General features: G+C 72.7%; 23 protein-coding genes, 1 pseudogene and 1 riboswitch. Of the genes and pseudogenes, 14 read left to right on the top strand and 10 right to left on the bottom strand.

The annotated features are described in order from the left end of the window. Positions 1-105 precede the first annotated feature (105 nt). Positions 106-1371 carry a glycosyltransferase family 39 protein gene (locus tag AB0C76_RS14160; RefSeq protein ID WP_359964229.1) on the bottom strand — a complete coding sequence of 422 codons (1266 nt, stop codon included), beginning with the start codon at positions 1369-1371 and terminating at the stop codon, positions 106-108. A gap of 146 nt (positions 1372-1517) precedes the next feature. On the opposite strand from AB0C76_RS14160, the gene AB0C76_RS14165 reads away from it, so the two are divergent. Beyond that, complete coding sequence (locus AB0C76_RS14165) at positions 1518-2102, top strand: TetR/AcrR family transcriptional regulator (protein WP_359964231.1); 585 nt, start codon at positions 1518-1520, stop codon at positions 2100-2102. Between the two features lie 22 nt (positions 2103-2124). Here AB0C76_RS14165 and AB0C76_RS14170 read toward each other — a convergent pair whose 3' ends face one another. Continuing rightward, positions 2125-2586: an Lrp/AsnC family transcriptional regulator gene (locus tag AB0C76_RS14170; RefSeq protein WP_359964233.1), complete on the bottom strand. Its 462-nt coding sequence runs from the start codon at positions 2584-2586 to the stop codon at positions 2125-2127. Positions 2587-2780: 194 nt separating this feature from the next. Here AB0C76_RS14170 and pdhA point away from each other — a divergent pair, with 194 nt between their 5' ends. The 4 genes from pdhA to AB0C76_RS14190 all read left to right on the top strand — a co-directional run bounded on the left by pdhA (position 2781) and on the right by AB0C76_RS14190 (position 7941). Then, entirely contained in the window at positions 2781-3875 is a 1095-nt protein-coding gene (gene pdhA, locus AB0C76_RS14175; protein WP_359964286.1) for a pyruvate dehydrogenase (acetyl-transferring) E1 component subunit alpha, read from the top strand. Further along, positions 3875-4870 (top strand): alpha-ketoacid dehydrogenase subunit beta, encoded by a 996-nt coding sequence (locus AB0C76_RS14180; protein ID WP_359964235.1) that lies wholly within the window; start codon positions 3875-3877, stop codon positions 4868-4870. Before pdhA ends, AB0C76_RS14180 begins: the two co-directional genes overlap by 1 nt. 5 nt (positions 4871-4875) lie before the next feature. After that, a complete protein-coding gene (locus AB0C76_RS14185) occupies positions 4876-6162 on the top strand; it encodes a dihydrolipoamide acetyltransferase family protein (protein WP_359964288.1) in 1287 nt (428 codons plus the stop codon). 231 nt (positions 6163-6393) lie between these two features. Further along, positions 6394-7941: a globin domain-containing protein gene (locus tag AB0C76_RS14190; RefSeq protein ID WP_359964237.1), complete on the top strand. Its 1548-nt coding sequence runs from the start codon at positions 6394-6396 to the stop codon at positions 7939-7941. A 13-nt stretch (positions 7942-7954) separates the two neighbouring features. Here AB0C76_RS14190 and AB0C76_RS14195 read toward each other — a convergent pair whose 3' ends face one another. Further along, on the bottom strand, positions 7955-8497 hold the full coding sequence (locus AB0C76_RS14195; RefSeq protein WP_359964239.1) for an NUDIX domain-containing protein: 543 nt from the start codon (positions 8495-8497) through the stop codon (positions 7955-7957). 187 nt (positions 8498-8684) lie between these two features. Further along, positions 8685-9065, bottom strand: coding sequence for a phage holin family protein (locus AB0C76_RS14200; protein ID WP_359964241.1), 381 nt, complete (start codon positions 9063-9065; stop codon positions 8685-8687). Between the two features lie 108 nt (positions 9066-9173). On the opposite strand from AB0C76_RS14200, the gene AB0C76_RS14205 reads away from it, so the two are divergent. The 3 genes from AB0C76_RS14205 (at position 9174) to AB0C76_RS14215 (ending at position 10559) form a co-directional block, all read left to right on the top strand. After that, entirely contained in the window at positions 9174-9491 is a 318-nt protein-coding gene (locus tag AB0C76_RS14205) for a cupin domain-containing protein (protein ID WP_359964243.1), read from the top strand. A gap of 24 nt (positions 9492-9515) precedes the next feature. Further along, complete coding sequence (gene tenA, locus AB0C76_RS14210) at positions 9516-10178, top strand: thiaminase II (protein ID WP_359964245.1); 663 nt, start codon at positions 9516-9518, stop codon at positions 10176-10178. Between the two features lie 180 nt (positions 10179-10358). Further along, positions 10359-10559 (top strand): DUF5326 family protein, encoded by a 201-nt coding sequence (locus AB0C76_RS14215; protein ID WP_329931232.1) that lies wholly within the window; start codon positions 10359-10361, stop codon positions 10557-10559. Positions 10560-10673: 114 nt separating this feature from the next. On the opposite strand, the gene AB0C76_RS14220 is transcribed toward AB0C76_RS14215, so the two are convergent. Continuing rightward, the gene (locus tag AB0C76_RS14220; RefSeq protein ID WP_359964247.1) at positions 10674-12116 is read right to left on the bottom strand and encodes an SPFH domain-containing protein; all 1443 of its coding nucleotides are present in this window, start codon (positions 12114-12116) and stop codon (positions 10674-10676) included. 173 nt (positions 12117-12289) lie between these two features. Next, positions 12290-12490 (bottom strand): hypothetical protein, encoded by a 201-nt coding sequence (locus AB0C76_RS14225; protein WP_218205124.1) that lies wholly within the window; start codon positions 12488-12490, stop codon positions 12290-12292. A gap of 97 nt (positions 12491-12587) precedes the next feature. After that, positions 12588-12722, top strand: a riboswitch (TPP riboswitch). Between AB0C76_RS14225 and thiC the strand changes: the two genes are divergently transcribed. Beyond that, a complete protein-coding gene (gene thiC / locus AB0C76_RS14230; RefSeq protein ID WP_359964249.1) occupies positions 12717-14531 on the top strand; it encodes a phosphomethylpyrimidine synthase ThiC in 1815 nt (604 codons plus the stop codon). Its footprint overlaps the riboswitch before it by 6 nt. Positions 14532-14639: 108 nt before the next feature. On the opposite strand, the gene AB0C76_RS14235 is transcribed toward thiC, so the two are convergent. Further along, complete coding sequence (locus AB0C76_RS14235) at positions 14640-15071, bottom strand: hypothetical protein (protein WP_359964251.1); 432 nt, start codon at positions 15069-15071, stop codon at positions 14640-14642. A gap of 431 nt (positions 15072-15502) precedes the next feature. Between AB0C76_RS14235 and AB0C76_RS14240 the strand changes: the two are divergent. After that, a pseudogene (locus AB0C76_RS14240) lies at positions 15503-16171 on the top strand (ice-binding family protein); the annotation flags it as partial. 948 nt (positions 16172-17119) lie between these two features. Further along, positions 17120-17275, top strand: a complete 156-nt coding sequence (locus AB0C76_RS14245; RefSeq protein ID WP_359964292.1) for a hypothetical protein — start codon at positions 17120-17122, stop codon at positions 17273-17275. Between the two features lie 235 nt (positions 17276-17510). Here AB0C76_RS14245 and AB0C76_RS14250 read toward each other — a convergent pair whose 3' ends face one another. Beyond that, positions 17511-18785, bottom strand: a complete 1275-nt coding sequence (locus tag AB0C76_RS14250) for an IS21 family transposase (RefSeq protein ID WP_359964253.1) — start codon at positions 18783-18785, stop codon at positions 17511-17513. A 454-nt stretch (positions 18786-19239) separates the two neighbouring features. On the opposite strand from AB0C76_RS14250, the gene AB0C76_RS14255 reads away from it, so the two are divergent. The 3 genes from AB0C76_RS14255 (at position 19240) to AB0C76_RS14265 (ending at position 20808) form a co-directional block, all read left to right on the top strand. Beyond that, positions 19240-19458 (top strand): hypothetical protein, encoded by a 219-nt coding sequence (locus AB0C76_RS14255; protein WP_359964255.1) that lies wholly within the window; start codon positions 19240-19242, stop codon positions 19456-19458. Positions 19459-19546: 88 nt separating this feature from the next. After that, a complete protein-coding gene (locus AB0C76_RS14260; protein ID WP_359964257.1) occupies positions 19547-20323 on the top strand; it encodes a DUF2637 domain-containing protein in 777 nt (258 codons plus the stop codon). Positions 20324-20592: 269 nt separating this feature from the next. Then, on the top strand, positions 20593-20808 hold the full coding sequence (locus AB0C76_RS14265; protein WP_359964259.1) for a hypothetical protein: 216 nt from the start codon (positions 20593-20595) through the stop codon (positions 20806-20808). A 55-nt stretch (positions 20809-20863) separates the two neighbouring features. Here the strand turns inward: AB0C76_RS14265 and AB0C76_RS14270 are convergent, their stop codons facing one another. After that, complete coding sequence (locus AB0C76_RS14270) at positions 20864-21685, bottom strand: hypothetical protein (RefSeq protein ID WP_359964260.1); 822 nt, start codon at positions 21683-21685, stop codon at positions 20864-20866. Positions 21686-21920: 235 nt separating this feature from the next. Beyond that, positions 21921-23207 carry a metallophosphoesterase gene (locus AB0C76_RS14275; RefSeq protein ID WP_359964262.1) on the bottom strand — a complete coding sequence of 429 codons (1287 nt, stop codon included), beginning with the start codon at positions 23205-23207 and terminating at the stop codon, positions 21921-21923. Between the last annotated feature and the right edge of the window lie 7 nt (positions 23208-23214).

A 23214-nucleotide genomic window follows, 5' to 3' on the forward strand; every position in this document is an offset into this window, starting at 1 on the left:
CGAACGATCGGTCGGCTCAAGAGGGCGAAGGGATTTGGTTCCGGAGAAGCGAACGAGGGCGCGTCCGTGGCGGACGCGCCCCCGGGAGCGGGCAGGACGGGCGGTCTACGGCACGCCGAGCTCGAAGATGACGTACCCGGCGTACCAGCCGGACGCCGCCGCCGCGGTGCCCAGCACCGTCGCCAGCACCGGCCAGCTCAGCTTGCGCATGCCGACGGCGAGCGCGATGAACAGCGGGAACGCGGGCAGCAGGTAGCGCGAGACGTTCCCGAAGATGCCCAGGCTGCCGAGCACCGAGACGATCGTGGCGAGGGTGTAGGCGGTGAGCACCAGCGGCGGGCGCAGCCGGACCAGCAGCACGATCAGGGCCGGCAGGGCCAGCACGATCAGGGTCGCGAAGAGGTCCGGCAGGGCGAACGCGAAGGGGTAGTCGTTGCGGCCGAGCATCACACCGCGGATCGCGTAGAAGGTGCCCTGGCCCCAGTCGAAGTAGTGCAGCCAGGCGTCGTGCTGGAGGCGGAAGTAGCCGCCCCACTCACCGGTCCGCCAGCCCACCCAGCCGACGTAGCCGAGCAGTCCGAGCGGGGCGAGCAGCATCGCGGCGAGCGGGCGCAGGACGCCGCTCTCCCGCCGCCACAGCTCGACCAGCGCGGCCAGGCCGACGGCACCGATCAGGGCGGCCGCGGTCGGGCGGTTGAGGCCGGCGACCAGGGTGATCACGCCGGCCGCGATCCACTGCCGGGTCATCACGCAGTAGCAGGCCCAGGCGGCAAGGGCGACGAACGTCGAGTCCGAGTAGAGCGCCCACTCGGCGCCGGAGCCCGGGGCGACGGCCCAGATGCCCGCCGCGATCACGCCCGCGCGGGGGCCGGCCAACCGGTCCACCACGGCGTAGATGCCGGCGGCGGCGAACAGCGACGCGAGCACCGACACCAGCATCCCGGCGCCGTACAGGCCGAGGCCGGTGACGTCCGAGGTCAGCCGCATCAGGCCCGGGTACAGCGGGAAGAACGCGGCCGAGTTCTGCTCGATGTTGAAGCCGACCTGGCCGCCGGGGATCGGCACCAGCGCCGGGTGGTAGCCGAACTGCGCCACCTGCTGGTACCACCAGCCGTCCCAGCTGGCGAGGACGTCCCAGGGGTTGGCGCCGCCACCGAAGCGGGGGGGCTTCTTGGCGTACTCCCCGGAGAACGACAGCAGCTTCATGAAGACGGTGAAGCCGATCAGCTTGAGCACCGCGTAGCACCACACGGCGGGCCCGAAGCGGACGGCCAGGGCGCGGGCGCGCTCCTGCCAGCCGGCGGCGGGTGCGGCCGGTTCGTCGTTGCGCTGTTCTGGCACGTCGGACTCGACTGCCGGTATTGCGGTCATCGGACTGGACCCACCCTGCTGGCCGTGGACGATCGTCCGGAGATTCTAGGGCCTGGTATTTCCTTTTGGTGCGGACCAACGAGGCGGCTGCGGCGCAGCGGAGACCCGATCGCGTGGGGCCGGACGGGGCCGGGGATACTCGGAGGATGGCCGATCACACCACGCGTCCCGCCTACACCGTCGAGTCGCTGCTCGCCGTGACCGTCGACGTGTTCAACGAGCGCGGGTACGACGGCACCTCGATGGAGGACCTCTCGCGGGCCGCGGGGATCTCCAAGTCCTCGATCTACCACCACGTCCGGGGCAAGGAGGAGCTGCTGCGGCTCGCGGTCGGCCGGGCGCTGGACGGGCTGTTCGCGATCCTGGCCGAGCCGGCCGCGGTCACGGGCCCGGCCGTGGTGCGGCTGGAGCACGTGGTGCGGCGCACCGCCGAGGTGCTGCTGGAGGAGCTGCCGTACGTCACCCTGCTGCTGCGGGTGCGCGGCAACACGGCCGCCGAGCAGTGGGCGCTGGAGCGCCGCCGGGAGTTCGACCACCAGGTCGCCGAGCTGCTGCGGGCGGCCGTCGCGGACGGCTCGCTGCGGGCGGACGTCGAGCCGCGGCTGGCCACCCGGCTGCTGTTCGGCATGATCAACTCGATCGTCGAGTGGTACCGCCCCGGCCTCAAGGCCGCGGACGGCGTGGCCGACGCCGTCGTCCACCTGGCCTTCGACGGGCTCCGCGCGCGGTAGCCGGGGTCGGCGGGGCGCGGGGCTAGTCCGGGGGGACCTGGTCGGTCTCCTCGAACACCAGCATCGTTCGTGTGCCGAGCACTTGCGGGATGGACTGGATGCGGTTGAGCACGAGCTCCCGCAGGGCGTGGTTGTCGGCGGTGTGCACCAGCAGGAGGACGTCGAAGTCGCCGCCGACGAGGGCGATGTGCGCGACGCCCGGCAGCGCCAGCAGCTGCTCCCGCACCGTGCGCCAGGAGTTCTGGACGATCTTCAGCGTGATGTACGCGGACGCGCCCTGACCGGCCCGTTCGTGGTCGACCCTGGCCGTGAAGCCGCGGATGACGCCGTCCTCGACCATCCTGGAGATCCGGGCGTACGCGTTCGCCCGGGACACGTGCACCCGCTCGGCGACCGAGCGGATCGAGGCGCGACCGTCCTGCTGCAGCAGCCGCAGGATCGACCGGTCGACACGGTCGAGTCTGGACATCTGTTCAGCCGACATGACCCCCCACCCTCACCGATTGGACGCACTGCCACCAGTCGACCTCCGCTCGGGCCGAATGTCCACCACCTTGTCACGCTTCTGGTCAAGATGAACAGACGACCGAACAATCGGTAGGGAGCCCCCACCACCCCCGGAGGTGCCCCGAGATGACCGTTCTCGACCACAGACACCCCACGGCGGTGCCCGGCTGGATGCCCGGGGCCACCGCCCCCCGCACCGACCCGGCCCCGTTGCTGCCGGACGCCTCCCCCGTCCGCGTGCTCGGCACGCCGGCGCTGGAGAAGCAGGACCCCGCCCTGCTGCGCGAGCTCTACCGCCGGCTCGTGATCGGCCGCCGCTACAACCAGCAGGCCACCACCCTGACCAAGCAGGGCCGGCTCGCCGTCTACCCGGCGTCGGCCGGCCAGGAGGCCTGCCAGATCGCCGCCGCGCTGGCACTCGGCGAGCAGGACTGGCTGTTCCCCAGCTACCGCGACACCCTCGCCGTGGTCTCCCGCGGCGTCGATCCGCTGGAGGCGCTGACCCTCCTGCGCGGCAACGCCCACACCGGGTACGACCCGCGCGCCACCCGCACCGCCCCGCTCTGCACCCCGCTCGCCACCCAGGCCCCGCACGCCGTCGGCCTGGCGCACGCAGCCCGGCTGCGCGGCGAGCCGGTGGTCGCGCTCGCCATGCTCGGCGACGGCGGCACCAGCGAGGGCGACTTCCACGAGGCGCTGAACTTCGCCGCCGTCCTGCGGGCCCCCGTGGTCTTCCTGGTGCAGAACAACGGCTACGCGATCTCCGTCCCGCTCACCGCGCAGTCCGCCGCGCCCAGCCTGGCGCACAAGGCCGTCGGCTACGGCATGCCGGGCCGCCTGGTGGACGGAAACGACGCGCCCGCCGTGCACGGCGTGCTGGCCGAGGCCGTCGAGCGGGCCCGCACCGGCGGCGGCCCGACCCTCGTCGAGGCGCTGACCTACCGGATCGACGCGCACACCAACGCGGACGACGCCACCCGCTACCGCACCGACGACGAGGTGGCGGCCTGGCGCGAGCACGACCCGATCCTGTTGATGGACCGCGCCATGCGCGAACTCGGGATCCTGGACGACGAGCTGGTCCGGGGGGCGGCCGACGAGGCGGAGGCGCTGGCGGCCCGGATGCGGGCCGAGTTCCACGCCGACGCCGAGCTGGACCCGATGGCGCTGTTCGCCCACGTCTACGCCGAGCCGACTCCGCAACTGCGCGAGCAGGCCGCCCAGTTGTCCGCCGAGCTGGCCGCCGAGGCCGAGGTGCAGCACTGATGAACACTGTCACCGGCACGCGCACCGCCTCCATGGCACAGGCGCTCAACACCGCGCTGCGGGACGCCATGCGCGACGATCCGGCGGTGCACGTGCTCGGCGAGGACGTCGGCGCGCTTGGCGGCGTCTTCCGGATCACCGACGGGCTGACCGCCGAGTTCGGCCCCGACCGCTGCCTGGACACCCCGCTGGCCGAGGCCGGCATCCTCGGCACCGCCATCGGCATGGCGATGTACGGGCTGCGCCCGGTCGTCGAGATGCAGTTCGACGCCTTCGCCTACCCGGCGCTGGAGCAGCTGTTCTCGCACGTCGCGAAGATGCGCAACCGCACGGCGGGCAGGCTCCCGCTGCCGATCACCGTCCGCATCCCGTACGGCGGCGGCATCGGCGGGGTCGAGCACCACAGCGACGCCTCCGAGGCGTACTACACCAGCACGCCGGGCCTGCACGTCGTCACGCCCGGGACGGTGGCCGACGCCTACGGGCTGCTGCGCGCCTCGATCGCCTCGGACGACCCGGTCGTCTTCCTGGAGCCCAAGCGGCTCTACTGGGGCAAGGACGGGTTCGACCCGACCGCGCCGGTGGAGCCGATCGGCCGGGCCGTGCTGCGGCGCACCGGCACCTCGGCCGTCCTGATCACGTACGGGCCCTCGCTGCCGGTCTGCCTGGAGGCGGCCGAGGCGGCGAAGGCCGAGGGCTGGGATCTCGCGGTCCTGGACCTGCGCACCCTGGTGCCGTTCGACGACGAGACGGTCGCCCGCGTGGTGCGCTCGGTCGGCCGGGCCGTCGTGGTGCACGAGGCGAGCGGCTTCGGCGGCACCGGCGCGGAGATCGCCGCCCGGGTCACCGAGCGCTGCTTCCACCACCTGGCCGCGCCCGTGCTGCGGGTGACCGGTTTCGACATCCCGTACCCGCCGCCGATGCTGGAGCACCACCACCTCCCCGGGGTGGACCGGATCCTGGACGCGGTCGCCCGGCTGCAGTGGGAGGACTGAGGATGATGCCCGTCGTGCGTGAGTTCACCCTGCCCGACCTCGGTGAGGGACTGACCGGGGCTGAGGTGGTGCGCTGGATGGTCGAGGTCGGCGAGGTGATCGCCGTCGACCAGCCGGTCGTGGAGGTGGAGACCGCCAAGGCCGTGGTGGAGGTGCCCTGCCCGTACGGCGGGGTGGTCACCGCGCGGTACGGCGAGCCGGGCGAGGAGATCGCCGTGGGCGCGCCGCTGGTCACCGTCGCGGTGGCCGCCGTGGACGCTCCCGCCGCCGCGCCGTCCGCCGAGGTGGAGCGCCCGCTGGTCGGGTACGGGGTGGCGGAGTCCCGGGGCGGGCGCCGCCGCCGGGTGGGGGTCTCCTCGGCTCCGGCAACGGCTCCGGCTCCTGTCCCGGTCCCCGCCGTCCCGGTGGTGGCCGCGGCGCCCGCCGTGGTGCCGGTGATCTCGCCGCTGGTGCGGCGGCTGGCCCGGGAGCAGGGGGTCGACCTCGCGGCGGTCACCGGCAGCGGGCCGGACGGGCTGATCATGCGGGCGGACGTCGAGCGGGCGGTCGCGGCCAAGGTCGCCGCTCCGGTCGCCGCTCCCGCTCCGGTCCCCTCCGCCGCGGCCGACGGCGTCGTCCCGCTGCGCGGGCTGCGCAAGGCGGTGGCGGAGAAGCTCAGCCGCAGCCACCGGGAGATCCCCGCCGCGACCTGCTGGGTGGACGCGGATGCCACCGAACTGATGGCGCTGCGGCGGCAGTTGAACGCCACGCCTGGTCCGAAGGTGAGCGTGCTGGCGCTGCTCGCCCGGATCTGCACGGTCGCGCTGGCGCGCTTCCCCGAGCTCAACTCCAGTGTGACGGAGGACGGTTCGGGCATCGTCCGGCACTCGGTGGTGCACCTGGGCTTCGCCGCCCAGGGTGAGCGCGGACTCGTCGTCCCGGTGGTGCGGGACGCGCACGTGCGGAGCACCGAGCAACTCGGCGAGGAGCTCGCCAGGTTGACCGAGTCCGCCCGGAACGGCTCGCTGACCCCGGCCGAACTGACCGGTGGCACCTTCACGCTGAACAACTACGGCGTGTTCGGCGTGGACGGTTCCACCCCGATCCTCAACCACCCCGAGGCGGCGATGCTCGGCGTCGGCCGGATCGTCGCCAAACCGTGGGTGCACGAGGGGCAGTTGGCGGTGCGCGAGGTGACGCAGCTGTCCTTCACCTTCGACCACCGGGTCTGCGACGGCGGCACGGCGGGCGGGTTCCTGCGGTTCGTCGCGGACTGCGTGGAGCGGCCCGGGATGCTGCTGCGGCAGCTCTGACCGGGCCCTTCTCGAACCGCGGTCGCCCTGAATAGACGGGGGAGCCACTCAGGGCGACCGTGGAATGAGTGAGACTAGCGCGTTCCCGGGCCGGGCGTCCGGGCTTCGCGCGATTTGTCGGATGAGCACTTCGGGCGTGCCACGCTGCCTAGGCGTCAACAGGGACAAGCCAGGTGGTGGCGCAGGCCGGCCGGAGGCGAAACGATTCTCTTGGGTACTCGAAACGTTGCGGTGAAGCCCCGCAGAACACTTCTGGTCCGCACCGGGCACGGCTCGGCGGGGGTCTCCTCCGTCCCGGGCCTGCCGGAGCTTCCCCCGGACCGCCCGGCCGCCGGACGGGCGGAGGTCCCCGTGCCGCCCCCGATGCCGCTCGACCCGCCGGACCTCCCGCCCGTGGAGGCGCCGACGGCCGTCCCGCCGGTGGTGCCGGACCTGGTCACAGGGCCCGTGCGGCCGGCGGTCCCGGAGCCCGCCGTCCCGCCCGCCGTCCCGCCGTTCCGCCCGCTGTTCGCCGATGCTCCAGGCCTCAACTGGGCGGGACCAGGCGACAGTTGGAGCCAGGCATGGGCCGTCCAGGCCCTCGCCGAGAGTGGTCCGGCGCCCGCCGCGCTCGGCAGCGGCACCTGCTCGGCCGCCGAACTGCCGCCCACCGCACGGGACATCGAGCTGATCCGGGCCAGTCTGGCGGTCGTCGAGCCGGCCGCCGACCGGGCCACCGCGCACTTCTACGCGCTGATCTTCCTGCACCACCCCGAGGTCCGCGCCCTCTTCCCGGCCGCCATGGACGTCCAGCGCGACCGCCTCTTCCGCGCCCTGCTGGCCGCCGCCCGCGGTGCCGACGACCCGGAGGCCCTGCGCGCCCACCTGAGTGCGCTCGGCCGCGGCCACCGCCGCTACGGCACGCTGACCGGCCACTACGGCCCGGTCGGGGAGTGCCTGCTGCAGGCCCTGGCCAGGTACGCGGGCAGCCGTTGGGACGCGGCGACCGAGCTGGCCTGGCGCCGGGTCTACCGCCTGGTCTCGTCGATCATGATCGAGGCCGCGGAGGAGGACGCCCGCACCTCGCCGCCCTGGTGGCACGGCGAGGTGGTGCGGCACGAGCGCCGCACCCGGGACGTCGCGGTGATCACCGTCCGCCCGGACCAGGCCTACCCGTTCCGCGCCGGGCAGTACACGAGCCTGGAGACGCCCTGGTGGCCGCGGGTGTGGCGGCACTACTCGTTCGCCTCGGCGCCCCGGCCGGACGGGCTGCTGACCTTCCACGTCAAGGCCGTCCAGGCGGGCTGGGTGAGCAACGCGCTCGTCCACCGCGCCGCGCCGGGGGACGTCCTGCGGCTCGGCCCGGCGGCCGGGGCGATGACCGTCGACCACGGCTCGGGCACCGACCTGCTCTGCCTCGGCGGCGGCACCGGCATCGCGCCGATCCGGGCGATGGTCGAGGAGGTCGCCGAGCACGGCGCGCCCGGCCGCCGCGTCGACGTGTTCTACGGGGCCCGCCGGGCCGCCGAGTTGTACGACCTGGACGGGCTGCGCGAACTGGCCGGGCGGTGCCCGTGGCTCACCGTGCGCGCGGTGGTCTCCGGCAGCGGCCCCGCCGGAGGCGCGCTGGCCGGTGAACTCCCCGAGGTGGTGGGCCGGTTCGGCCCGTGGGCGGGCCGGGACGCGGTGCTCAGCGGGCCCGCCGCGATGGTCCGCCGGAGCGTCGGGGCGCTGGTGCGCTCCGGGGTGCCGGTGGAGCGGATCCGGCACGACCTGGTGGGGGACCTGGCCGCGGGCTGAGGCGCGGCCGGGCTCAGCCGAGGTCGGGGGCGAGCAGGGCGCGGATGCCCTCGATGTTGGCCGCCAGGTAGGCCCGCAGCCGGGGCGGGACGACGTTGACCGACGTGACGCCCTCGCGCGTGAACGGCAGCCGGACCACCTCGTACTCGCCGTTCGGCTCGTCCACCTCGGGGCCGTGCCGACGGCTGAGGTCCATCGAGGCGAGCCGGCAGACGAAGAAGTGCTGCACCTTGACCCCGTGGGGGTGGAGCAGCGTGCCGTCGTCGTGGTGCGTGTGGCTGATGGTGTCGACGAACGCGGGCACGACGTCGACGACCTTGCCGCCGAGCTCCTCGTCCACCTCGCGGTGCAGCGCCTCGACCACCGTCCGGTCGCCGCGCTCCACCCCGCCGCCAGGGGTGATCCAGTACGGGTGCGGGGAGCCGGGGCGGACCCGGCGGATCAGGACGAGGCTGGCCGGGCCGTGCGGGTCCGCCGGGTCCAGCTCCAGCAGGATCGCCCGCGCGGTGCGCTTGACGACCGGGCGGGGTGGCGGGGTGCGGTTGTCGGGACCCATGGCCACCTCCGGGGCGCGAGCGTTGTGCGGGAGTCTGCCGCAGCCGGGCCGGGACGAAACGCCGACCCGCCGGGGTGCCTCCGATCGGGGCGCGGCGGCCCGGGGCGGCCGGAGAAGCGGGAGGGCCCGTCCCCGGTGAACCACCCGGGTACGGGCCCTTCCCACGACGACGCGGCGGCCGCCGCGCTCAGTCGTCGTCCAGGGCCAGGTGCAGGCCCCACGAGACCAGGCTGATGATCAGCGAGCCCACCAGCGCCGGCATGAAGCCGGTGACGTGGAAGTCGAGGCTGAGCCGCCCCGACGCCCACGAGGTCAGCAGCAGCATCAGGGCGTTGATGACGAAGGTGATCAGGCCCAGGGTCAGGATGAACAACGGGAACGAGAACAGCTTGACGAGCGGCTTGACCAGCCAGTTCACCACGCCGAAGACCAGCGCGACGGCCACCACGGTGATCGTCTTGTGCTGCCAGTCGGTGTTGCCGTCGGTGAGTTGGATGCCGGTGACGATCCAGGCGGCGACCCAGATGGCCACCGCGTTGATCAGCGTTTTGAGAACGAAACCCTTCATGGCGACCAGCCTGGCAGGCCGCCGGGGGCGCAGGGAAGCTCCCGTCGGGCATGTTGGTGTTGAATGCCGGTGGTCCCGGAGGTGGACGGAGAAGGGAAGACGGTACCGGTGAAGCTGTTCCGGCTGGACGAACTCGACGCCGAACGCGCGGCCAACGACGGCGCGTACCTGCGGTTCCTGCGCGAACCGCGGATGTCCGCCGGGCTGTACGCGCTCGCCCCCGGCGCCACCGACCCGCAGACCGCGCACGACCAGGACGAGATCTACCAGGTGATCAGCGGCCGGGCCGAGCTGACCGTGGGCGGCGAGACCGCGACCGTCGGGCGCGGCACCGTCGTGTACGTGCCGGCGGGGACGCCGCACCGCTTCCACCACGTCACGGAGGAACTGCGCGTCCTGGTGGTGTTCTCGCCGCCGGAGGACTGACCGGCAGGCTTTAGGGTCGGACGCATGCGTCTCACCGAAGAGCTCTGGTCGGCCATCGAGCCGGTCTACGCCGAGATCCTGGCCCACCCCTTCATCGGCGGCCTCACCGACGGCACGCTGCCGCGCGAGGCCTTCCGCCACTTCGTCGTGCAGGACTCGCACTACCTGCGCGACTACGCCCGCGCGCTCGCCGTCTGCGCCGCCAAGGCGCCCGGCGAGGAGGACGTGCGGGCGTTCGCCGACGACGCGGTCGGCGCGATCGCAGCGGAGCAGGGCATGCACGCCGAGTTCCTGACGGCCTTCGGGGCCAGTGCCGAACAGGCCGCCGAAGAAACGGTGTTGCCGACCACCCGGGCCTACACCAGCTACCTGCTCGCGACCGTCTACGGCGGCTCCTTCGCGGAGGCGCTCGGCGCGGTGCTGCCCTGCTACTGGATCTACGCCCGGGTCGGCGAGGCGCTGCTCGCCCAGGGCTCGCCGGACCCGCTCTACGCCAAGTGGATCGCCACCTACGGCGACGAGGCGTTCCAGTCGGTGGTGCGGCGCGTGCTGGCGCTCGCGGACCGGATCGGCGAGGAACTCTCCCCCGTCGAGCGCCGCCGGGTGATCGAGCACTTCACGACGACCTCGCGCTACGAGTGGATGTTCTGGGACGCCGCGTGGCGCGGTGAGCGCTGGCCGGTCTGACGCTTCCGGGACGGTTCCCCAGGGTCATCCCCGGGGGCCGGGGTCGGGGTGATCTCGGGGTTCTCTCCGGGCCGTTGGACCTCGTTCCGGCACTGGCGCCCCCGTACGATCGAAGTACCGAAAGCAAGCGGGATGCGGCACCGAAGGGGCGGCCGGCCCGAGGGGAGAGAAGGAACGGACATGGCTGAGCTCTGGAAGTCGCTGCCCTCCTGGGTGCGCAACATCGTCGTGCCGGTGCTGGTCCTGGTGCTGGCCTGGAACATCGTGACCTTCGTGTTCGGCGTGGTCGGCGCGCTGCTGGGCATGCTGATCAAGCTGCTGGTCGTGGTCGGCATCGCGGCGGCCGTGGTCATCCTGGTGAAGAAGGCGGCGAAGCTCTGACGACGCTCCGGCGTCGACGCCGAGGCCCGGCACCCCGTCGTGGGGGTGCCGGGCCTCGGCCGTTGCGGTGCGCGCCCCGGGCGCGGCCACCCGAGCACGGCGACCGCCTCCGGGTCACTCCTCGATGCGGACCTGCTGCACCACCGGTGCCTTGGCGTCGGCGGGCGCGTCGGCCGGAGCCTCCTTCATGGTGCTCAGCAGCTGGCGGGCCAGGCCGAGGCCGGTGCCGCCCATGGTGAGCGCCTTCGCGAACATCTCGCCCATGCCGTCCGCGCCGTTGAGCAGCACCATGTGCTCGACGTTGCCGAAGGACTCGGACGCGGCCCGGACGATCTCCGGCCACTTCTCAGCCAACTCCTGCGCCACGACGGCGTCCTGGTTCTCGGCGAGGGCCGCGGCGCGGGCCCGGATGCCCTCGGCGTTGGCCAGCCCGAGCGCACGGGCCGCCTCGGCGTCCGCCAGACCGCGGGCCTCGACGGCCGCGGCCTCCGCCTGACCGGTGGCCCTGGTCGCCTCGGCCGCGGCCAGGCCGCGCACCCTGGTGGCCTCCGCCTCGGCCGCCGCGGCGATCTTCACCTGGCTGGCGTCGGCCGCCGCCCGCAGCTCGGTCTCCCGGGCGTGCGCCTGGGCCGAGGAGATCCGGGCGTCGCGCTCGGCGTCGGCCCTGGTGCGGGTCTCGTACGCCTTGGCGTCGGCCGGCTTGCGGACGTCGATCTGGAGCTGCTGCTCCTTGCGCTGGGCCTCCAGCTCGGCGACCTTCGTCTCCTGGACGACGACCTCCTGGCGGGCGGCCGCCTCGGCGAGCGGGCCGGCCTGCCGGGCGCGGGCGCTCGCGGTGTCCATCTCGGCCTGGTAGGCGGCCTGTTGGATCTCGCTGTTGCGGGTGGCCTCGGCCTTGCGGGCGAACGCCTCCTGCTCCGCCTCGGTGGCCTCGCGGTCGGCGGCGGCGGCCGCGATGCGGGCGTCGCGCTGGACGGCCGCGGCGTGCGGGGCGGCGAGGTTGCGGATGTACCCGGTCGGGTCCAGGATCTCCTGGATCTGCAGCGAGTCGATGATCAGACCGAGCTTCTCCATCTCGGCGCCCGAGGCGGCCCGGGTCTCGCCGGTCAGCCGCTCGCGGTCGCGGATCATGTCCTCGACCGTCAGCCCGCCGACGATGGACCGCAGGTGACCGGCGAACACGTTGTGGACCCGCTGGCCCATCATCTTCTGCTGGTCCAGGAAACGCCGGGCGGCGTTGGCGATCGACACCGAGTCGTCGCCGACCTTGAAGATCACGACACCCTTGACGTGCACCGGGATGCCCTGCTGCGTCACGCACTCGACGTCCAGCTCGGCCTCGTTGAGGTCCAGCGACAGGCGGCGCACCGCCTGCATGCCCGGGACGACGAAGGTGCCCCGCCCGGTGACGATCCGGAAGCCCAGGCCGTCCCCGTGCTTCGACCCGGAGATGATCAGTGCCTCGTTCGGCTCGGCGACCCGCCACATGAGTTTGAACAGGATGATCACAACGATGATGGAGGCCACCACGGCCCCCGCGACGACGCCGACAACCATCGGCCGACTCCCCCTTCAAGGCACACCGCTCCGTGGCTGCGCGTGGTTGTGCAGGAGTGCGCGGACGCGGTGGCAGCGGAGATTCTGCGCCTGTTCGTGCGGGTGCGCCAGTAGGTGACGTCGTGACTTCGTCCCGGTCCTGTCACGGGCCCCGTGACGAGGGGGATCGTCCGTCAGACCGGCGACACGAACACCGTCCGCGGCGCCTGGTACTCGACCACGATCACCTGCGTGCCCGTCGGCAGCGGATCCCCCGGCACCGCCAGGTACGCCAGGAACGCCTCCGTCCCCTGCCGCTCGGGCACGTGAACCAGCACCTCCCCGACCAGTCCCGCGCCGACCTTCCCCGTGACCCGCCCCGTCAGTCCGATCATGGGCTCCAGTCTGTGCCCGCCGCCCGTCCACCGGAAGCCCTCTGGACCTGCGGCGATCCGCTCGCTACGGTGTTGGGCGTCATGCGCAGGCAACACCGCCTGCGGACGCGGGAGCTCGGAGCACCGGGCTGAGAGGGCGCTGAACGGTCCGTCGACGGACGGCCGGAGGCTGTGCCGACCGCAGGAACCTGGACCGGGTAATGCCGGCGTAGGGAGTGAAGGTCAGATGACCACGTTCGACGCACAGCCGCAGTCTGCCCAGAGCGCCCCCAGCAGCGAGCGCACCGGCTACCCGACCCCGGCCTGGCGCAAGGCCCACCGCGAGGGATCCCGCCCCGATCTGCGGGTCCCGTTCCGCGAGGTGGTGCTCACCAACGGCAGGACCGTTCCGCTGTACGACACCTCCGGCCCGTACACCGACCCCGCCTACGAGCCCGACGTGCGCCGCGGCCTGCCCGCCCTGCGCGACGCGTGGATCCGCCAGCGCGGCGACGTCGAGGAGTACGACGGCCGCGAGGCCCGCCCCGAGGACGACGGCATCAAGCACACCTCGCCGCGCGGCGGGAACCTGCGCAACCTCGACGCCGTCTTCCCCGGCCGCCCCCGCCGCCCGCTGCGCGGCCGCGGCGGCGCCGCCGTGACCCAACTCGCCTACGCCAAGCGCGGGATCGTCACGCCGGAGATGGAGTTCGTCGCCCTGCGCGAGGGCCTGGCCCCCGAGTTCGTGCGCGACGAGGTGGCCCGCGGCCGTGCCGTCATCCCGGTGAACGTGAACCACCCCGAGGTGGAGCCGGCGATCATCGGCACCAACTTCCTGGTGAAGATCAACGCCAACATCGGCAACTCCGCCGTCACCTCCTCGATCGAGGAGGAGGTGGAGAAGATGACCTGGGCCACCCGCTGGGGTGCCGACACCGTCATGGACCTCTCCACCGGCCGCAACATCCACACCACCCGCGAGTGGATCCTGCGCAACTCCCCCGTGCCGATCGGCACCGTGCCGCTCTACCAGGCCCTGGAGAAGGTCGACGGCAGGGCCGAGGAGCTGAGCTGGGAGGTCTACCGGGACACCATCATCGAGCAGTGCGAGCAGGGCGTCGACTACATGACCGTCCACGCCGGCGTGCTGCTGCGGTACGTCCCGCTCACCGCCCGCCGCAAGACCGGCATCGTCTCGCGCGGCGGCTCGATCATGGCCGCCTGGTGCCTGGCGCACCACAAGGAGAACTTCCTCTACACGAACTTCGAGGAGCTCTGCGACATCCTCGCCGCCTACGACGTCACCTTCTCGCTCGGTGACGGCCTGCGGCCCGGTTCCATCGCCGACGCCAACGACGAGGCGCAGTTCGCCGAGCTGCAGACCCTCGGCGAGCTCGGCCGGATCGCCCGCGAGCGCGACGTCCAGGTGATGATCGAGGGCCCGGGCCACGTCCCGATGCACAAGATCAAGGAGAACATGGATCTCCAGAAGGAGATCTGCGACGAGGCGCCGTTCTACACGCTCGGCCCCCTCACCACCGACGTCGCCCCCGGCTACGACCACATCACCTCGGGCATCGGCGCCGCGATGATCGCCTGGTGGGGCACCGCGATGCTCTGCTACGTGACGCCCAAGGAGCACCTGGGCCTGCCCAACCGGGACGACGTCAAGACCGGCGTGATCACCTACAAGATCGCCGCCCACGCCGCCGACCTCGCCAAGGGCCACCCCGGCGCCCAGGCCTGGGACGACGCCCTCTCCGACGCCCGCTTCGAGTTCCGCTGGGAGGACCAGTTCAACCTGGCCCTCGACCCGGAGACCGCGCGCGACTTCCACGACGAGACCCTCCCCGCCGAGCCGGCCAAGACCGCGCACTTCTGCTCGATGTGCGGCCCGAAGTTCTGCTCGATGAAGATCTCGCAGAAGATCCGCGACGAGCACGGTGACGGTTCCACGGCCGTCGGCACCGAGTTCGACGCCGAGGCGCTGGCCGGCATGCAGGCCATGTCCGAGGAGTTCAAGGCCCACGGCAACAAGGTCTACCTGCCCCTCGCCGACTGACGGCAGGTGCCGAGGCGCTGCGCTGGGCCGCGAAAGCGGTGTCCGGCGCAGCGCCGCGAACGTTCGGGCGCGCAGGTGGAATCCGGTCGGCGGATTCTCGGGCGTGGGTCAGAGCCCGAGGATTTCGCGGATGAGGCCGAGCTTGCGCTCCGGGGAGAGATCCTGGGGACGGCCGGCGAGCAGGCCGTTCAGGACCGTGGGGACGTCGGAACCGTCGGGGGCCTGGATGGCATCGATGACTTGGCAGCGCAGGCCGCCGTCCCGGACGAACACCCATACGTCCTGGTCCTTCCGCGGCTCGCCGTTCTCTCTCGGGGAGAGCCGCCACGTCGGGAACCAGCCGAGCCCCTCGTCGGTGAGGCGCTCGGCGAGTTCCTCCAGGACGTACTTGCCGAGTCTTCGGTAGCCGACTTCCGCACGCAGTTCGCCGAGGGTGACCCTGAGCAGGCCACCGGCGGCGCGGCAGCGCTCGGCCACCGTGGTGGCGTCACCAGCGGCGGCAGTGAGCGCCTCTTCCTGCGGATTCGTTAGGTCGTTCATGATCGGGCCAACGATTGGGATCACCGGGCGATACGTGATTCACCGGCCCGGGCGCGGCCAAGAGGAAAAACGGTACTGCTGTGGCGCCGGCGGCGACCTGGGCAGCCGACGGCTTCCAGTGGAGGACGAGCACGCCATTGGTGCGTATACGAGCGATGCTCCGGGGTGGGGCTCGTTCCCCGATCGGCGCTGGTGTGTCACTCCGTTGCATCTTTATCACTCTGTTCTTTTCATGTTGTTGTTGCACCGTGTAGTTAGTTGGTGACTCTCCATCACCTGTCCTGGTCGGCTTCCGCTCGTCGAAGGCCCTCCGGCGCGAGTGCGAGGGCGTGAGGCCTGATCGGAAGCCACCAGCAGCACTCCGAATGCCCTCTCCGGGTGACGGAGTTCAACGGCGACAAGAAAGGTCCTCTCCTATGGCAGTCGATGCCATGTTGTCCGCTCCACCGGGACGAGGGCGTAGACGCGCTCGACTCGCGGGGGCGTCCGTCCTGCTGTCCGGACTGACGTTGCTCGCGACGGCCGGCCTGGTCCCCAGCCCCGCGCACGCCGCAACGGCGCCGGTGGGGCTGGGGACTGACACCAGCTATGCGATCCTGGCCGGCTCAACCGTCACCAACACCGGCCCCAGCGTCATCAACGGCGACCTGGGGCTCTTCCCGGGCACCAGCGTGACGGGCTTCCCCCCCGGAACCGTGAACGGGGTTCAGCATGTCAACGACGCGCAGGCGGCGCAGGCCCAGTCCGACCTCGTCATCGCCTACAACGATGCCGCCGGCCGGGCCCCCACGACCATCCTGACCTCGCCCGGCGACATCGGAGGGCTGACGCTGACGCCCGGCGTCTACAAGGCGAGTTCGTCGCTGAACCTCACCGGGACCGTCACCCTCGACGCGATGGGCGACCCGAACGCCGTCTTCATCTTCCAGATCGGCTCCACCCTCATCACGGCTCCGTCGAGCGTCGTCAGCCTGGTCAACGGAGCACAGCCCTGCAATGTGTTCTGGCAGGTCGGTAGCTCCGCCACCATCGACGTCGACTCGTTCTTCAAGGGCAACATCCTGGCCCTCACGTCCATCAGCGTGAACCACGCCGCGGTGATCGAAGGCCGCGCCCTGGCGCGCAACGGCGCCGTCACTCTGGACGACAACACCATCACGAGGGCGGCCTGCACCGTCGGTCCCCCCGGGCCGAGCGGTCCCCCCGGGCCGAGTGGTCCCGCCGGGCCGAGTGGTCCCGCCGGGCCGAGTGGTCCCGCCGGTCCGAGTGGTCCCGCCGGTCCTGCCGGTTCCCCGGGTGCACCTGGACCCAATGGTGCTCCGGGCGTGGCGGGCTCCCCGGGCGCTCCCGGTGCTCCCGGCCCCAACGGCGCTCCCGGCGCCCCCGGTGCCAACGGTTCGCCCGGCGCTCCGGGTGCTCCCGGCCCCAACGGTGCTCCCGGCGCCCCCGGCGCTCCCGGTGCTCCCGGCCCCAATGGTGCTCCGGGCGTGGCGGGCTCCCCGGGCGCTCCGGGTGCTCCCGGCCCCAACGGTGCCCCTGGTGCCAATGGTTCGCCCGGTGCTCCCGGTGCTCCCGGCCCCAACGGTGCTCCCGGTGCCCCTGGAGCCAATGGTTCGCCTGGTGCTAACGGTTCGCCTGGTGCCAACGGTTCGCCCGGCGCTAACGGTTCGCCTGGTGCCAACGGTTCGCCTGGTGCCAACGGCTCACCCGGCGCCAACGGTTCGCCTGGTGCCAACGGCTCACCCGGCGCCAACGGTTCGCCCGGTGCTAACGGTTCGCCTGGTGCCAACGGCTCACCCGGCGCCAACGGTTCGCCCGGCGCCAACGGTTCGCCTGGTGCCAACGGTTCGCCTGGTGCCAACGGCTCACCCGGCCCTGCCGGGCCTGCCGGTCCGGCAGGCCCATCAGGCCCTGCTGGTCCTGCCGGGCCTGCTGGTCCGGCCGGACCGCCCCAGTATCCGGGCGGTCACGGCGGTCAGGGTCACGGCGGCCATGAACAAGGTGATCACGGCAACGGAAAGGGCGGTCACGAACAGGGTGTGCCGGCCGTGCGTCCGCACGAGTCGGGGCACGCACTCGCTGCCACCGGCTCCGGCAAGTCGATCGTCATGGCGGTCGGCTCGGCGGCCGCCGTCGTGCTGGGAGGCTCGATCCTCATCCTCGTGAGGCGCAGCGGACGAGTCGCCGCTCGCCGTCGGCACTAGCCCTCGCCGTGATGGGCGGCGAGCATCCGGAGCGGGTCATGAAGGCCGTGTCCGACGAGTTCGAGGCCCAGGGTTGCGAGGTCTGCCTGCCGATGGCGGACTGACCCAGGACGCATGAGCGCCGCCCCGATCACTTCGGGGCGGCGCTTCGCCGTTCCCGGCCTCCCGCAATCCCGCGTTCGCTCGTGCACGACGCCGCCTTGCCGGCGTTCCCCCGCACGCGCGCAGCGGCCGCTCAGCTCCAGGCGTCGTCGACCGGCCGCTCCCGCTGGGTGGGTACCCGTGGCGTCGCGGTGTCCCGGTCCTCGCCGGGGCGGCGGGCGGGCGGGGCGTCGAGCCGGGCGCGGAGCGCGGCCGCTTCGGCCAGGGCCTGCGGGGAGGGTGGGCGCGGTGTGCTTCGCCGGCAGAACGGGGCGTCGGCGGCCGCGGACGCCGGCTGCCGCTCCAGTACGGCGATGGCGCTGCTGTGCTCGACGACCGTCAGCCCGGCCTCCACCGGGGCGATCGGGAAGCGCGCGATGACGGCTCCGGCGGGGGTCGCGAGGGACAGGTGGGGCTGGTCGAGGCGCCGGCGGACCTCGACCGGGGCGCCGGCCAGGTGGTCCGGCAGGACGTAGAAGTTGCCGCGGAAGGGCACCAGGCCCTCGGCGGTGACGATCCGGCAGGCGCGAACGCGGACCGGATAGGACACGGCGGGCAGTTCGCGCAGTGGAGCGGTGCCCGGGTGCGGGTCGTCGGGCGCGACGCGTGCCTCGTGGGCTCTCCCCCGTCGGGCGTCCGCTCGCGCGGCGAACGGGCCCAGGCTGTTCCAGGCGTCCTGGAGGGTGGTGTCGTTCGTCACCGTGCGCCACCACGAGCGCAGGGTCTCGTCCAGGGTCCGGCGGGTGTGCGAACGGTGGTCGGCCGGCAGACGACACTCGACGCGCACGCCGTAGTGCCTGGCCACCTGCCCGAACGCGGTGGTGACCCGGTCGGTCCGTGGACACCACACGGTCGGCGTCCGGCCGAACCGCCAGCAGCCGGCGGTGCCGCCGAGCCGTCTGAGCAAGAGGTCGACGGCTTCCACGAGGTGGGGCAGTTCCTGGTCCTCGGCCAACGCCACCGACCAGCGGCCGAGGCCGCTGCCGCCCGTGCCGGGGCCGGTGAGCGACCCCAGGAGCAGGCCCGCCCGGTTCCCGTAGCCCCAACTGGCCGGCGGCTCGGGAAGCCGCAGCCAGTCGAATTCGACGGCCACTTCGTTGCGCCCGTGGGCGGATCGGCTGTCCACGGCCGCGGCCGGGCCCTGGCACTGCTCGCAACGCGGCCGGGCCTGGTGCCGCCGCAGGGCTCTGGTGAAGGTCGAATAACCGCCCGCATAACCGAGGTCGACGGCCTCGTCGAATAGGACCGTCGCTGCCAGGTGCGGGTCCTCGGCAAGTCGCTGGCGGCAGTACGGCAGGAACTGCAGGAAGCTGTCCTGGGAAGAAATTCTGATGCCCGGGATCCGCTCGCCGCGAAGGTAGGACCGCACCGTTTTCCGATCACGTCCCAGGTGTCGGGAGATCTTGATTGTCGACCATCCCTGGCGATGGAGCCGGACCACTTCCAGATATTCCTTCCAGCTGAGCAAGAAGCCTCCCAGGGTTGAAACGGACCGGCACCAGGCGGTGAATATGCCAAGGGCAAGTGGGAAACATAGCACTTTAAAAAGAGGAGAAACGTTCCTCTTGCGATTGTTTTACTGGGGATTTTTGGTGAGCGGTATTGACGATGAGTATAGAATTACCTCTGACCCCCGTGTCATTGGGTGCATCCCGTGTCCGATGGAATAAGATTCACCCCTGGCCCTGCCTCCTGGGTAATTTTGCGGAGCGACTTCGATATCGAATATGGAAGGACGCCCGGATGTCGTAAAACCGGGCCCGCCGCTTCTCGTTGATGAACCCGTGACTTCACCATGTCTGCCCCGCCCCTCGTCGTTCCCCGTGCGGGAGCCGGTCGCCTCGCTCGGGATGTGGCTCTTCGTCCCCGACCGCCGGAACGTGGCGGGCGACGTGTCCACCGGCTACCTGTCCCGCAACGGCGAACGCGTCGTCCTGTCGTACACCTCGCGGCCGTTGGCCGACTTCGTGCGGAAGATCGGCCAGTTGGAGAGCGACTTCACCGCGCGGATCGGCCCCCTTCTCTTCTCGGACGAGTCATGACGCCGCCGGCCGTGCCCGGGACCGCGGCGCGGGTGCGCACCGGTGCCCGGACCATGCCGGAGCCGGGCGACCGTGTGGGGAGCGTGCCGTGTACGACCGTGTGACCGAGCTTCTCGGTGGGTACGCCGACTGTGGCCACGTCGAGTCGAACGGCGAGCTGTGGGCCACCCCCCATGACCATGTCCACGAGGCGACCAGCCCGGTGGGCAGCTGGTACGACGACGGCTTCGTCTACGACCTCGGCGCCGTGTACGGCGACGGGCAGGCGTTCAGCCCCGTCGGCGCGGCGGCCGGCGCGTGGGAGGACAAGACGGCGTTCGTGCCGCCTCCGCGCGCGCCGGTAGATGCGTCCAGCCCGGTCCGGTCCGGGCAGCACCCGGTCGGCCCCCCGGTGTCCCGGCACCGTCGGCGGTCCGCCTTTCCCCGCCCGGCGTGGCCCCAGCTGATCAGCTCCGTGTTCGGGGTGCTGACGGCGGTGACGGTCATCGCGGCCTGCGTGCTGGGCTGGGTGTTCTCCTACGGCCCCTTGCAGGAGCTGGCGTTCTCCCGCGTGCCGCGCGGACTGTCGCAGTTGTGGCCCGTGGTCGTCTACGGACCGTGGCTCGCGGGTTGCCTGTCGGTCCTGCGCGCCGTCCAGCACGGACGCCAGCCGTTCCACTCCTGGGCCGTGGTGGTGCTGTTCTCCAGCCTCGCGGCCGGCCTGTGCGTCGCCGACGTCTCGTGGACGCTGTCCGCCGTCGTCGTCGCCGGCCTCCCTCCGCTCACCGGCGTCATCTCGCTCCACCAACTGGTGCGCCAGCTGAACGCCGCCCGGGGTGCGCGCCAGCCTCTCGACCGCCAGGCCGGGCGCAGGGCGCGCCGGTGAACCGCGGTCACCGGCCGCGGGCGGCCGGTGCGGCCGGCCGGGCGAGGAGCACGCCCGGCCGGCGCCATCCGGGGCCGGTGCCCGTTCACGTGCCGGTCCCCGACCCGGTGCCGACCGTGGAGCGACACCACCGAACCCCTCCGCCGTCGTCCCGGCCGTCCGGGGCCGGGTCGGGTGGCCCCGGTGCCGGACGTACGGCCGCGCCCGCCGTGGTGCGTCCGGGGGCAATCGGGGGCACCCTGGTGGGAAGGCCGACCAAGGAGGCAGCTATGGGCAGCCCGATCAAGGGGACCGATCCGAGCGACGAGACGAACCGGGACGCCAAGGCGTCCCCGCGGCAGTTGTACAGCGGTGGTGAGCGGCCCTTCGACCCCGAGGACCTCGTCATGGCGTCCGGGCAGGACGTCACGCCCGAGCGCCTCGCGTGGGCCAGGCGGCAGATCGACGAGAAGGGCGCGGCGGCGCTCGAACGCTACCTGCCGTAGCGGCCGCTCCAGGGTCCTGCGCGCTGCCCCGGGCGTGGCCCGGGGCAGCGGTGCGTCAGCCGACCTCGTCGGGGCCGGTGAAGCCCGGCGGGGTGTAGCCGGGGGTGCTGAAGTCGGGCGGGGTGAAGGCGGCGGGGCGGGTGGTGCGGCTCTCGGGGTCGGTGAGGCCGACCTCGTCGGGGCCGGTGAAGCCCGGCGGGGTGTAGCCGGGGCTGGTGAAGTCCGGGCGCTGGGCGGGGACGGCCGGGAGGCCGGCCTGCAGGTAGGGGAGGAGGCCTCGGTCGCGCAGGGCGGTGCGCCACGCGCGGCGGGCGGCGGAGAGCTCGGCGGCGAGGTCGGGGTCGGTGCCCGCGGGGGCGCCGGAGCCGTCGCGTAACGCGGTGAGGACGAGCCCGACGAGGCCGACGGTCATCGCGACGATCCCGGCCGCGAGCGCGATCCAGCCGGCGGTGAGCAGGGAGCGGGCGAGGACGAGCCCGGGGTCGGCGGCGCGCAGGGCGTACCCGAGGAGCAGCAGGACCAGCGCCGCGGCCCAGGCCAGGATCGGGGTGAGCACGGTGAGGACCGGGAAGAGCCCGGCGCCGCCGTCGGCGGAGCGCAACTGGGCGAGCAGGCCGGGGGCGCTCGGCTCGGCGCCCTCGGCGGGTGGGGGCGTGCTGCGCAGGCTCTCGCGCAGCCGGGTGTAGTGCTCGTACTCGGTGGCGGCCGCGGCGGCGATGGCGTCGGCGTCGCGCAGGGCGCGGACGCGCAGCTCGTCGGCGGTGAGCGCGCCGGGCGCGCGGAGGGCGGTGAGGACGGTGCCGTCGCGGAGGGCTTCGGCGAGGAGGCGCTCGTACTCCGGGCGGTCCTCGGCGAGCAGCGGCGGGGGGTTGGTCATGGGGACCCCGTTCATGCGGACCCTGGTTCGCTCCGCCTCGCGGGCTGGGCCCGCAGCGGCGCCGAATCGGGCGCGGAGGCGGGCCGCCGGACGGGCGGCCGCTCGTGGTGTGCCTCATGGTAGGGGCGGGTGCGCCCGCGCTGACAGTCCGATTCCGGAATTTCGCGCCCCGGGCCGCGCGTGTGCGGCCCGGGCGCCGGGAACACCCGTGCGACGGATGGGTCGGCGGGTGGCGTCAGTTGACGGGCAGTCGGGCGATGAGCAGGCGCCCTTCCATGGTGACGCCGCCGTCCATGGCGACCGCGAGGTCGTCGGCGTACACGTACGGCCCGGGGATGTGCGGCGGGGCGCCGTCGTCGGCGTGCACCGCGCCGGTGAGGTACGGGATCGGGCTGTGGCCGTGCACGATCCGGGTGCCGCCGTAGGTGTCGAGGAGCTCGTGGACGGCCATCGGTCCGGCGTCGCCGCGGAAGGCGAAGCGCTTGGTGAAGCGGCGGAAGCAGTCCCACCACTCGTCCACGCCCTCGTCGGCGAGCAGACTGTGCACCGCGTCGTTGACGTCGGGGATGGACTCGCCGTACTCCAGGTAGGCGGTGGTGTCGGAGTGCAGCAGCAGGTGGCCGTCCTCGATGGCGATGGCGGGCAGCCGGGAGAGCCAGCTGATGTGGTGCGCCTGGAGCCGGTCGAGGTCGTGCTGCTGGCCGCCGTTGAGCCGCCAGGCGGCGAGGAAGGAGGCGGTGCCGGCGGTGGACTGGACGGGTTCGTCCCCGTACCTGGCGGCGCCGAGGAAGAGCAGTTCGTGATTGCCCATCAGGGCGCGGCAGTAGCCGCCCGCGGCGGCGGCCTCGGCGGCGAGCTGCATGACGAGGTCGATGACGCCGATGCCGTCGGGGCCGCGGTCGGTGAAGTCGCCGAGGAACCAGATCCGGGAGCGGCCGGCGCACCAGTGGCCGTCGGCGTCGATGATGCCCTGGTGGCGGAGTTCGGTGACGAGTTCTTCCAGGTAGCCGTGGACGTCGCCGACGACGTAGAGCGGGCCGGGCGGCTCGTCGGGGCCGGGGGCCGGGTACGGGTAGCTGGGCACGGGCTCGGGCAGCGGCGGGCCGAGTTCGATGGTCGGCGGGTCGTCGCGGCCGGGGAACTGGCCGGCCGGCTGGTCGGGGTGTCCGTCGGCCCGCGGGTCGGCCACGGGGTCGGGCAGCGCTTCGGGGAACTGGAGGGCCGGGGAGGGCCGGTCGGGCAGGGTCGGCTCGTAGCCGGGGTGGTCCTGGTGGTTGAACGCCGGCGCCTGCCCGGGGGCGTGCACCGTGTGTCCGTGCGCCTGGCTGTCGGAGGGCCAGTGCTGTTCGAGGTAGCGGGCGCCGCCGTAGCCGCTGTAGGTCTCCGCTTCGTACGGCGTCCCGGCGAAGCCGGCGGGTTCCGGCTCGTAGTAGGTGCCGTACGGCAGCACGTCGAGGTCCGGCTGGTGGCGGGGGCCTGAGGAGGGGTGTTCAGGCCCGGGGAAGCGGTCCTCGGGTGTCATTCGCCCA

This window comes from Kitasatospora sp. NPDC048722 (assembly GCF_040650235.1).
In the GTDB taxonomy this organism is placed as follows: Bacteria; Actinomycetota; Actinomycetes; order Streptomycetales; family Streptomycetaceae; genus Kitasatospora.

What these genes read in the sequence shown, in the direction of transcription:
- AB0C76_RS14160 (WP_359964229.1), bottom strand. Translation starts at nt 1,371, where the DNA reads ATGACCGCAATACCGGCAGTCGAGTCCGACGTGCCAGAACAGCGCAAC.
- AB0C76_RS14165 (WP_359964231.1), top strand. Translation starts at nt 1,518, where the DNA reads ATGGCCGATCACACCACGCGTCCCGCCTACACCGTCGAGTCGCTGCTC.
- AB0C76_RS14170 (WP_359964233.1), bottom strand. Translation starts at nt 2,586, where the DNA reads ATGTCGGCTGAACAGATGTCCAGACTCGACCGTGTCGACCGGTCGATC.
- pdhA (WP_359964286.1), top strand. Translation starts at nt 2,781, where the DNA reads ATGCCCGGGGCCACCGCCCCCCGCACCGACCCGGCCCCGTTGCTGCCG.
- AB0C76_RS14180 (WP_359964235.1), top strand. Translation starts at nt 3,875, where the DNA reads ATGAACACTGTCACCGGCACGCGCACCGCCTCCATGGCACAGGCGCTC.
- AB0C76_RS14185 (WP_359964288.1), top strand. Translation starts at nt 4,876, where the DNA reads ATGCCCGTCGTGCGTGAGTTCACCCTGCCCGACCTCGGTGAGGGACTG.
- AB0C76_RS14195 (WP_359964239.1), bottom strand. Translation starts at nt 8,497, where the DNA reads ATGGGTCCCGACAACCGCACCCCGCCACCCCGCCCGGTCGTCAAGCGC.
- AB0C76_RS14200 (WP_359964241.1), bottom strand. Translation starts at nt 9,065, where the DNA reads ATGAAGGGTTTCGTTCTCAAAACGCTGATCAACGCGGTGGCCATCTGG.
- tenA (WP_359964245.1), top strand. Translation starts at nt 9,516, where the DNA reads ATGCGTCTCACCGAAGAGCTCTGGTCGGCCATCGAGCCGGTCTACGCC.
- AB0C76_RS14215 (WP_329931232.1), top strand. Translation starts at nt 10,359, where the DNA reads ATGGCTGAGCTCTGGAAGTCGCTGCCCTCCTGGGTGCGCAACATCGTC.
- AB0C76_RS14220 (WP_359964247.1), bottom strand. Translation starts at nt 12,116, where the DNA reads ATGGTTGTCGGCGTCGTCGCGGGGGCCGTGGTGGCCTCCATCATCGTT.
- AB0C76_RS14225 (WP_218205124.1), bottom strand. Translation starts at nt 12,490, where the DNA reads ATGATCGGACTGACGGGGCGGGTCACGGGGAAGGTCGGCGCGGGACTG.
- thiC (WP_359964249.1), top strand. Translation starts at nt 12,717, where the DNA reads ATGACCACGTTCGACGCACAGCCGCAGTCTGCCCAGAGCGCCCCCAGC.
- AB0C76_RS14235 (WP_359964251.1), bottom strand. Translation starts at nt 15,071, where the DNA reads ATGAACGACCTAACGAATCCGCAGGAAGAGGCGCTCACTGCCGCCGCT.
- AB0C76_RS14265 (WP_359964259.1), top strand. Translation starts at nt 20,593, where the DNA reads ATGGGCAGCCCGATCAAGGGGACCGATCCGAGCGACGAGACGAACCGG.
- AB0C76_RS14270 (WP_359964260.1), bottom strand. Translation starts at nt 21,685, where the DNA reads ATGACCAACCCCCCGCCGCTGCTCGCCGAGGACCGCCCGGAGTACGAG.
- AB0C76_RS14275 (WP_359964262.1), bottom strand. Translation starts at nt 23,207, where the DNA reads ATGACACCCGAGGACCGCTTCCCCGGGCCTGAACACCCCTCCTCAGGC.